The sequence below is a fragment of the Acinetobacter sp. YH12039 genome, from assembly GCF_013420015.1.
In the GTDB taxonomy this organism is placed as follows: Bacteria; Pseudomonadota; Gammaproteobacteria; order Pseudomonadales; family Moraxellaceae; genus Acinetobacter; species Acinetobacter amyesii.
In genome coordinates, this window is the sequence record NZ_VOZA01000074.1 from 1 (window position 1) to 8,333 (window position 8,333).

Annotated in this window: 7 protein-coding genes and 1 pseudogene; 3 read left to right on the plus strand and 5 right to left on the minus strand. The window is 40.5% G+C overall.

The features are described 5' to 3' along the window. Positions 1–147 precede the first annotated feature (147 nt). Positions 148–480: pseudogene (locus FTT98_RS16585) on the plus strand (NADPH-dependent FMN reductase); the annotation flags it as partial. Between the two features lie 325 nt (positions 481–805). Here FTT98_RS16585 and FTT98_RS16590 read toward each other — a convergent pair. Together FTT98_RS16590 and FTT98_RS16595 are read right to left on the minus strand one after the other, a co-directional pair. Continuing rightward, positions 806–2,095 carry a glutamate carboxypeptidase gene (locus FTT98_RS16590; RefSeq protein ID WP_180177584.1) on the minus strand — a complete coding sequence of 430 codons (1,290 nt, stop codon included), beginning with the start codon at positions 2,093–2,095 and terminating at the stop codon, positions 806–808. 490 nt (positions 2,096–2,585) lie between these two features. Further along, positions 2,586–2,981, minus strand: coding sequence for a tautomerase family protein (locus FTT98_RS16595; protein ID WP_168379827.1), 396 nt, complete (start codon positions 2,979–2,981; stop codon positions 2,586–2,588). A 471-nt stretch (positions 2,982–3,452) separates the two neighbouring features. Here FTT98_RS16595 and FTT98_RS16600 point away from each other — a divergent pair, with 471 nt between their 5' ends. After that, entirely contained in the window at positions 3,453–4,493 is a 1,041-nt protein-coding gene (locus tag FTT98_RS16600) for a TauD/TfdA family dioxygenase (RefSeq protein WP_180136035.1), read from the plus strand. 93 nt (positions 4,494–4,586) lie between these two features. Here FTT98_RS16600 and FTT98_RS16605 read toward each other — a convergent pair whose 3' ends face one another. Continuing rightward, a complete protein-coding gene (locus tag FTT98_RS16605; protein WP_373685147.1) occupies positions 4,587–5,762 on the minus strand; it encodes a PQQ-dependent sugar dehydrogenase in 1,176 nt (391 codons plus the stop codon). Between the two features lie 443 nt (positions 5,763–6,205). Between FTT98_RS16605 and FTT98_RS16610 the strand changes: the two genes are divergently transcribed. After that, complete coding sequence (locus tag FTT98_RS16610; RefSeq protein WP_180177585.1) at positions 6,206–6,817, plus strand: type 1 glutamine amidotransferase domain-containing protein; 612 nt, start codon at positions 6,206–6,208, stop codon at positions 6,815–6,817. Positions 6,818–6,886: 69 nt separating this feature from the next. Here FTT98_RS16610 and FTT98_RS16615 read toward each other — a convergent pair whose 3' ends face one another. Both FTT98_RS16615 and FTT98_RS16620 read right to left on the minus strand, forming a co-directional pair. After that, positions 6,887–7,198 (minus strand): ankyrin repeat domain-containing protein, encoded by a 312-nt coding sequence (locus tag FTT98_RS16615; protein ID WP_180063070.1) that lies wholly within the window; start codon positions 7,196–7,198, stop codon positions 6,887–6,889. Between the two features lie 84 nt (positions 7,199–7,282). Then, the gene (locus FTT98_RS16620) at positions 7,283–8,017 is read right to left on the minus strand and encodes a hypothetical protein (RefSeq protein WP_180177586.1); all 735 of its coding nucleotides are present in this window, start codon (positions 8,015–8,017) and stop codon (positions 7,283–7,285) included. Positions 8,018–8,333: the final 316 nt, after the last annotated feature.

The window sequence follows — 8,333 nt, forward strand, 5'->3', positions numbered from 1 at the left end:
TTGTCTTTTATACGTAATTTAAGGGTTTTCATGTACTTATATTAACAATCAAAACTCAAGGAAAATAGTCCTTAGTTAAATCAAACGACACTTCATGTCGTGTCGCTTATATCTCTGACCTGAAGGAAAGAGTTTTACGCTCCATTTGATAAAATCGCGCAAGGCGACGCATTTATTTTCATTAGCCCTGAATATAACCACGGCTACAGCCCTGCGCTCAAAAATGCATTGGATTACCTCGGTAAAGAATGGGGCGGAAAACCTGCGGCATACGTTAGCTATGGAGGCACCAATGGTTCACGTTCGATTGATCAAATTCGCCAAGTGGCAACTCAATTGGGCTTAATTGACAGTAATGCTGTAGTTGAAATTCGTGACATTTTTACACGTAATCAAACAGATAAATTCGAACCGAATGAATTTGACAACAAAGCGGTTAAAGCGATTTTCAAAAAATTACTGCAATATGTGAGTGCTTAATTGTTGCCGTTCGCGTGATAGATGCCGCCTTTTGTAGGTTCAGGCTTACATTATTTTCGGCAGATGGCAGCTATACGCCATGCATCATCCACGATAAAGTTAAAGCATACAGAGACAGGACGTCACTGAACATAAAACAACAATGATAAGACTAAGCAGGAAGCTTACGGTAGGACAGGAGTTATACCGCTAGAATGAATCTGAAAAAGCCTCGACAGGATGTCGGGGCTTTTTTCATTTCAAATGCTACATAAGAATAGCTCTAACATGAGCCACAACCAAACTCAGGGCAATGACTCATTAGATCTCATCCAATCGGATACGATTACTTTTTAGAACTCTCCACAATTAAACGCGTCACCAAGTACAAACGCGGTACGATAGAATCTGTCAAAATATATTCAGCTTTATCTGAATGTAATCCATCGCCAGACATACCGATTCCTTCAATGATCGCGGCTTTCGAACTAACCCCAGCAAAAGCGGCATCGGTACCACCACCCCAAGCGGTCGTTTCAACTTTCATCGGCAGCTTTAATTCGTTTGTGTAAATCTGCTGGGCTGTTGCGGCTAATTTTTTGGCTTGTGGACTGGCTTCTAAAGGTGGACGACGGACTTCAAATTTGACCTCGACCTGACTTTCCGCCAATTTTTTGGTTTTAACTTTTTGCTTCAAGGTTTTTTCCAACTCAGCAAAATCTTGTGGTTTTAAGGAACAAGCATCTGCCTGTGCTGTCGCATGGTCAGGAATCACATTTCGGGTTTTTCCAGCCGTCGCAACGGTCCAATTCAGCTTTAAACCCGTTTTCGGATTGGATAGATTTTCCAATTGTTGAATCTGAAAAGCCAGTTCTGTCAAGGCATTGACCCCTGCTTCAGGTTTTACCCCCGCATGCGAACCCCGCCCTTTAATATCTAAATAAGCCGCACCAATCCCACTGGTGGCTAACATCAAGCTTCCCTCTAAACCACCGGTTTCAAAGGAGAGGACAACATCCTGATTTTGAGCGGTATCCATAATCAATTGGCGCGAGCCGGGTGAACTGATTTCTTCATCTGAATTAATTAACACCGTAATGGTGCCGTAATCTTGGTACTTCAGCTTTTTCAGCATATCCAAGACATGAATCACTGCAGCAACACCCTGCTTGTCATCCAAAATACCTAAACCATAAGCTTTATTACCGTCTATGCGAAACGGTTGACCTTGTAATTGGCCCTTTTGATACACCGTATCGTTATGCGCCAACAACATAATGTTCGTTTTACCTTTGCCTTTTAGTACCGCTTTTACAATCGGCCCTGTCTGGTCTGGCGCACCATCGAGTTTCATGATGTCTTTGGGCTGAATCACGTTCACCTCAGCCCCTGTGGCTTTTAATTGCTCTGCGACCACCTTGGCAATCTGATTCAATCCCTCAATATCTTTACTGCCAGATTCAATATTGACTAAGGTTTTCAAGGTCTCTAAATAACTTTGCTTTTGACTTTCTGCAATTTTCTTAATCTCTTGTGGAGATGCTGCCCAACTTGCTGAAGCACTAAGCACAATGACGCAGCCTAATGCGAGCTGAAGTTTTGATGTCGTCCGTTGTTGTGTAAGTGTTCTTAGCATCGATCTTATTCCCTGTATATTTTTCATTATGAATTTTTAATGTCTGATAAATTAGTTCACCATTCAACCAATTAATCGCAAAAATATGTAACACCACTGATAAGGCTTTTAGTCACTTCAAAACCAGCTTCCTGCTGTTTTAAAAGCGGTTTAGATCAATATGGATGCATAGATCTAACGGTCGAGAGCCTTAATGCTGTGCAATACATTGACGCGACGGACAGAATGATAATTTAGGTGTTGTACGTTTTGGCTTACATCAGATGCGGATAATAGACACTATTCACGTTATTGGATTACTTTTATATTAAGGTCATACAGCGACAGGATGTCACTGAACATAAAACAACAATGATAAGACAATGAGCAGGAAGCTTAACGGTAGGACAGAAGTTATACCGCTACAATGAATCCGAAAAAGCCCCGACAGGATGTCGGGGCTTTTTTCGTTTAAGCTCCGTGAAAGCAACATTCCATGTATTTGCACAGACTAAACATCGACCTGAAAACCTAAATCGACATCACAGGCGGCTTGACCAGCTCGAATCCCCCAGTTTTCTTGAGGGCTTTCGCGTAAGGTAATGATGATATGGTCGGCTGGAATGCCAAATTCCACCAAATTTTGCACCAGCATTTGATATAACTTACGCTTGGTTGCTAAGGTTCGTCCCGCAAAACAATCGATGGTGATATGTGTAAAACGCTCAGGCTGCGTCAAATGATCAAACACCTGAAACCGATGTGGGGCATGCACTTGCAAACGTATATTGCGGTCATATCGAGGCAGCTGAAAACTCTGTTGTAAGGCGTCAAAGACAGCATTTATCAACTGTTGTTCTTGTTCTATGCTGTATTGCATCCGTATATCGATTTGTGTTGCAGGCATGCGCGAAACTCATTGTTGTTATATCCATCACTACACTAGCAGGATTTAGCGACGTTCTGCTGTAGGCATTTACCTACAGCGCTTGCAGTATTTACGCCTGTAGCCTCAACAGCAACGCGCCTATAGTAAGAACATACAGAGACAGGATGTCTTGCAATAAAAATAAATAATGCACATGCAGCAGGAACGCTAATCGGTATGACAGGAGTCATATCTTTAGAATGAATCTAAAAAGCCTTCGATAGGATGTCGAGGGCTTTTTTCATGTCGTCATTCACTCAGCAATCGCACTCTATTCGTCGAAAAATCGCAATTTATCAACAATACTTACATCGCAACAGTAAAACTGTACTTATAATCGGCAAAGATTTTAGACAGAATAATGGCTGCGAGTTCAGCAGCTCGAACTGTCAGCGCTTAGGGATTAGGCGACAACAATAAAAATTGAATTAAAAAATTAGAGAATGACCTATGCAATTGCAACAGCAACAACTGAATAGTTTTACCCGCATTTTTCATGCCGCTCCAGAACACAATAGCCCACAAGATCTTGCACAATATATTGGCGCGCATCGACAAGAGCTTTTACAACAAATCCATGAAAATGGCATCTTGCTGTTCCGTGGTTTTAACATCAAGCAACCCGAACAATTTAACCAACTGATTGAACAATATTTTCAGTTTACGCCATGGAATGCATTTAACCCCAATATACCCAGCTGGGTTGCATCTTGGATGCGAAAATACAGCGAGAACTTGCTCGGCGCAGGCGACTACCGTCGTTATATCGACCGCAACACAGTGCAATTGGGTCCAGTCGAAAACTCGGTACAAGGCCCACATGTTGAAGGCGGCGTGCGCTCAGAACGCTCGCGTTATATCGCCTTATTTTGTCAGGAACCTTCGACGTATTTGGCAGAAACAGGATTTAATAACTTAGAGCAGATTTGGGAGAATTTTCCGAAACATCTACAGGAAAAATATCTCGGTGCATGGAACCATTTTTCTTATGTCTCGGCGCGCGAGGTGGGGCTATTTGACCGGTTATTGCTGAAAAAGAGCCCGTTTAGTCTAGAGATTCGACAAGATAAAAAAGCCAAACTGACCTTACAGCGTTCGCCACTGGTGATTCATCACCCCGATACGAAAAAGCATGTCATTCAGCCGTGGGCTTTTGCCAATAATACCAATCCATTTGCCCATCAGGCGGCCAAAAATTGCTTTGAAAATCGAGGAGAGATTGAAATCGATTCGACGGCGGACGGCATGCAGCTGACTTGGGAAATTTACACGCCAGAAGGTCAACAAATTGAATGCAGCGATAACGAAAAGCAGCAATTTTTTGATGCGATGTATAAAGATGCGCTGCTTTTACAATGGCATAAAGGCGATGTTGCGATCGTCGATAATATTAAAATTGCGCATTGGCGGATGAATGGAGAACAAGGAAATCGTAAATTAATTCAAATTCAAGCCAATGCATTTAATGCCGATGAGCACTATGCGGCTTAGCTGATAGATTTAAAATTCGTGCAGGCCTGTATGTGAGAAGCCCCGTAGGGGCTTTTTTTTATTTTTTGAATTTTTTTGTTTATTTTTTAGCCGCTATTTTGGCTCAATTTTGAATAACCATGCTTTTTCACCGTCCTCAATCCCCCAAATGGCGCCATCTTTGGCTTCAATCAAGCCACGGACCCGCTGTTTCATGTCGATGCGCTGGATTTCTGTTGCCGGTTGATGCGCTGTGTCCACAATCACGATTGCTTGAGACGACAACCCGCCAATCAGCGCTTTATTTTTCCACAAGGGGAATTTTTGCCCTTGGTAAAACATCAAACTCGACGGTGAAATCACCGGTGTCCAGCTGATGGCAGGCGCTTCAAATTCAGGCCGTGTATGATGATCAGGAATCGGTTGATCATCATAATGATCGCCATTCGACACATGCGGATAGCCATAGTTTTTACCACGTTGCACAAGATTTAACTCATCGCCGCCTTTCGGTCCCATTTCGGCCACCCAAAGCTGCTGTTTTGCATCAAATGCCATGCCTAAAGGGTTACGGTGCCCGAAGCTCCACACTTGCTTGGCAACCTCGCCTTGGGTCTGAAATGGATTATCTACAGCAGGTGTTCCATCACTATTTAAGCGCAGTACTTTACCCAAATTTGACTGCAGATCTTGTGCAGGATCAAACTTCTGACGTTCGCCCGAACTCACCCATAATTTTCCATCTGCACCAAACTGCATACGGTGTGAATAATGGCCTTGACCTTCTACTTTTGGAATTTGCCTCCAAATGATTTTCCGCTGTTTTAAACTTGGCGCAGCTTCATTGAGGTTTAATGTGGCTTTTTCGATGACAGCGCCATAACCGCCCTGTCCCGCTTCTGCATAGCTCAAGTATATCTGATGATTTTTTTCAAACTGCGGATCAAGTGCAATATCACCTAATCCGCCTTGTCCGCCATAGGCAACTTTGGGAAGGTTTTTCACCTGTATTTTCTGCTGATTTTGCGGGTTAAAGATGATCAGTTGACCTTTTCTTTCAGTTAGCAATAAGCGTCCATCTGGGAGTTGTTGAAACGCCCAAGGTTCATTAAATTGAGCGATTTTTTGTATTTTAAAGCGTTGTTCTTGCTGGATTTGTGCCGATTTTTGAGCTTGGCTTGGTGTTTGATCTTGTGCTGTAGTTGTGGTGTTTTCCGCATGGCATGCGGCTGTCATCAAGATACCGACGATGAGGCTAGGCGTTCGAAAATATTGTATACATTGTTTCATTTATTGTTCCCTTCCCTTTTATAATCATTTGATTCTAATCAATTAATCAGATGATTTTTCTTTGGAAAGGTAACAGAATAATTTTGTACGTTTTGGCTTACATGGCATGCAGAAAATTGCTGCTATTCAATTTATTCAAACAGGCCTAATCTACAGTTATCAGGAAACAGGAAGTTTCCGAAACATAAAACAATAACAATAAGTTTCTGCATCAGGACGTGAGATATGACATGGAGTTGTATCTAAAATACGAAATACGAAGAAAACCCCAACAGGATGTTGGGGTTTTCTTTTTCTAGCTGATTTTTAAAAGTTCGCTCTAATCTAGAACTTTCGCATAACATCTCTGTCAAAACTTCTTACAGTTTCCTGCGAAATTATTACATACCCAAATCCGTCAGCTTGTTAGCGTGGTAGACAATCCTCATTGCAAGGAGTCAATCATGACTTTAAAAGCTTTAGTGATAACTTCAAATGTCGGTGTTGAACATGACGAGCTGATCCAACCATTAAATTATTTAAATGAAAAGGGAATTGAAGCCATTCATGCCGCTATTAAACATGCGGTTGTCCAAACAGTAAAAGCCGACAAAAAGGTCGAAGCTGAAGTTCAACCCAATGCCCAATTGAGCAACGTAAATGCTGAAGACTATGATGTGTTAGTAATTCCAGGCGGAACTGTCAATGCAGATCATCTACGGATCGATGAAGATGCACTGCGACTTATTCAAAACTTTGCTGACCATCAAAAACCTATTGCTGCAATTTGTCATGGTCCTTGGGCGCTCATTAATGCTGAACGAATTCGTGATAAAACTCTGACGTCTTATAAAAGTATTCGTTTGGATTTGGAAAATGCGGGTGCACATTGGGTCGATGAGCAGGTGCACCGCTGTAATACGGGTGGTTGGGTGCTCATTACTTCTCGTTGTCCAGATGACTTGCCTGCGTTTAATCAAGCGATTCAGCAGGAGCTTGAGCAACAGCAACAGCAACAGCAACAGCAACAGCAACAGCAACAGCAACAGCAACAGCAACAGCAACAGCAACAATAATACTAAAATGAAAATACCCGCATATTGCATGCGGGTATTTTATAATGTTGATTCATAAAATATTATGGCTTACAAATTTTTTAAGTAAGCTACCACATCATCATTGCCTGCCATTTCTGCAAGCTCTAATGCTGTGTATTGGGTCTTATGCTGTACATTTGCACCATTAGCTACCAAAAGCTTCACCACGTCTAAATAGCCGTTTTCTGCGGCTGCATGCAGTGCGCTATAGCCTTCTTCATCGGCAGTGTTTACGTCTGTGCCATTCGCTAAAGATTTTTCGACTTCTGCGAGTTCACCTAAAGATGCCCAGTACACCAGTTCAGGCAGATGCAGTTCTGCATCATCTTCAGGGATTGGCGAGATAGAATTAAATTGCATGATCATAATACCTATTTGTAATTTCTATAAATATCGCTTGTCAATTAATGACCATGGCAGAATTGGTCATATAAATCAGTTTATTTAACGAATTTTATCAAATCTATTTAAAGCGTAATTCACAGTTTTCTTTGAATTTAATAAATATTTTCCATTTTTATCGCGTTCAATACAAATGGATAATTTAGCCGCTTGTGTAATAGTTCCAGATTCCAGTAATCGACTGATATCACTATTTGGAAGAATAATATAATTATTTACATAAGATGGACCATTACATGATCGTAATACAAAAATATAGAAAGTAGATGATGCATCCTTTGAATCATAAGATCTCTGATTTATCGTGAATCTATACTGATTATTTGATTCAGATATATTGGCTGTTTTAACCCGTATATGAAAGTATTTATTATCTTTTGCTGCGACAAGATCAATACCATCATCAACAGCCATATATGATGTATTAAATCCAAAAAATAATAATTCAGCCATCACTGCAAATTCACCAGCCTTGCCCGTATACAGTGCATTAACTGTAGGTGGCGGTGGAACAATATCAGGTACAACTTTTTTGATTTTTAATCTGTAAATTCCCCGTCTTGGAGCACCTTTAGAATTTTTTGGTTTTGTGAACTCTGATTTTGTTTTATATTTGTCAATATCCTTTGAAAGTATTGAAGAGATTTTCTTAGATAAAACATCTAGATGCTGCTGAGTATGAGGATATTTCGCTACGATTGCTTCTGCTATTTGATCAACATGCATTTCTTTTCGCGATTCCTTCATTACTTCTTTAATTTGCTCAATAAACTCCATCTCTCCCCCCATAAAATAGTCATAGTTAAGTTTTTATATCTTTTTTAAAAACTTATAAATATAGAATATTAGAAAATATAAAATAATTATTTTATTAGCATTTTAAATAACCCAAAAAAAGCCCCCTTACGGATAATGCCAGTCAGTTAAGCAAATTTTAGTAAAATGTAGTAAAAATGAGTGTATGTAAATACGCTCATTTTTTTATGTCTTTATCTGAACATTTAGAATCCACTCTTGAACATTCTCTCCCATCACTCAACCATTTTTGTGAACTTATTGATTTAAATTGGATTGAAACAAGCCTGCATCAAAC

Bases quoted from the DNA above. Each gene is read 5' to 3' on its own strand.
- FTT98_RS16590 (WP_180177584.1), bottom strand. From the start codon at position 2,095: ATGCTAAGAACACTTACACAACAACGGACGACATCAAAACTTCAGCTC.
- FTT98_RS16595 (WP_168379827.1), bottom strand. From the start codon at position 2,981: ATGCCTGCAACACAAATCGATATACGGATGCAATACAGCATAGAACAA.
- FTT98_RS16600 (WP_180136035.1), top strand. From the start codon at position 3,453: ATGCAATTGCAACAGCAACAACTGAATAGTTTTACCCGCATTTTTCAT.
- FTT98_RS16605 (WP_373685147.1), bottom strand. From the start codon at position 5,762: ATGAAACAATGTATACAATATTTTCGAACGCCTAGCCTCATCGTCGGT.
- FTT98_RS16610 (WP_180177585.1), top strand. From the start codon at position 6,206: ATGACTTTAAAAGCTTTAGTGATAACTTCAAATGTCGGTGTTGAACAT.
- FTT98_RS16615 (WP_180063070.1), bottom strand. From the start codon at position 7,198: ATGCAATTTAATTCTATCTCGCCAATCCCTGAAGATGATGCAGAACTG.
- FTT98_RS16620 (WP_180177586.1), bottom strand. From the start codon at position 8,017: ATGGAGTTTATTGAGCAAATTAAAGAAGTAATGAAGGAATCGCGAAAA.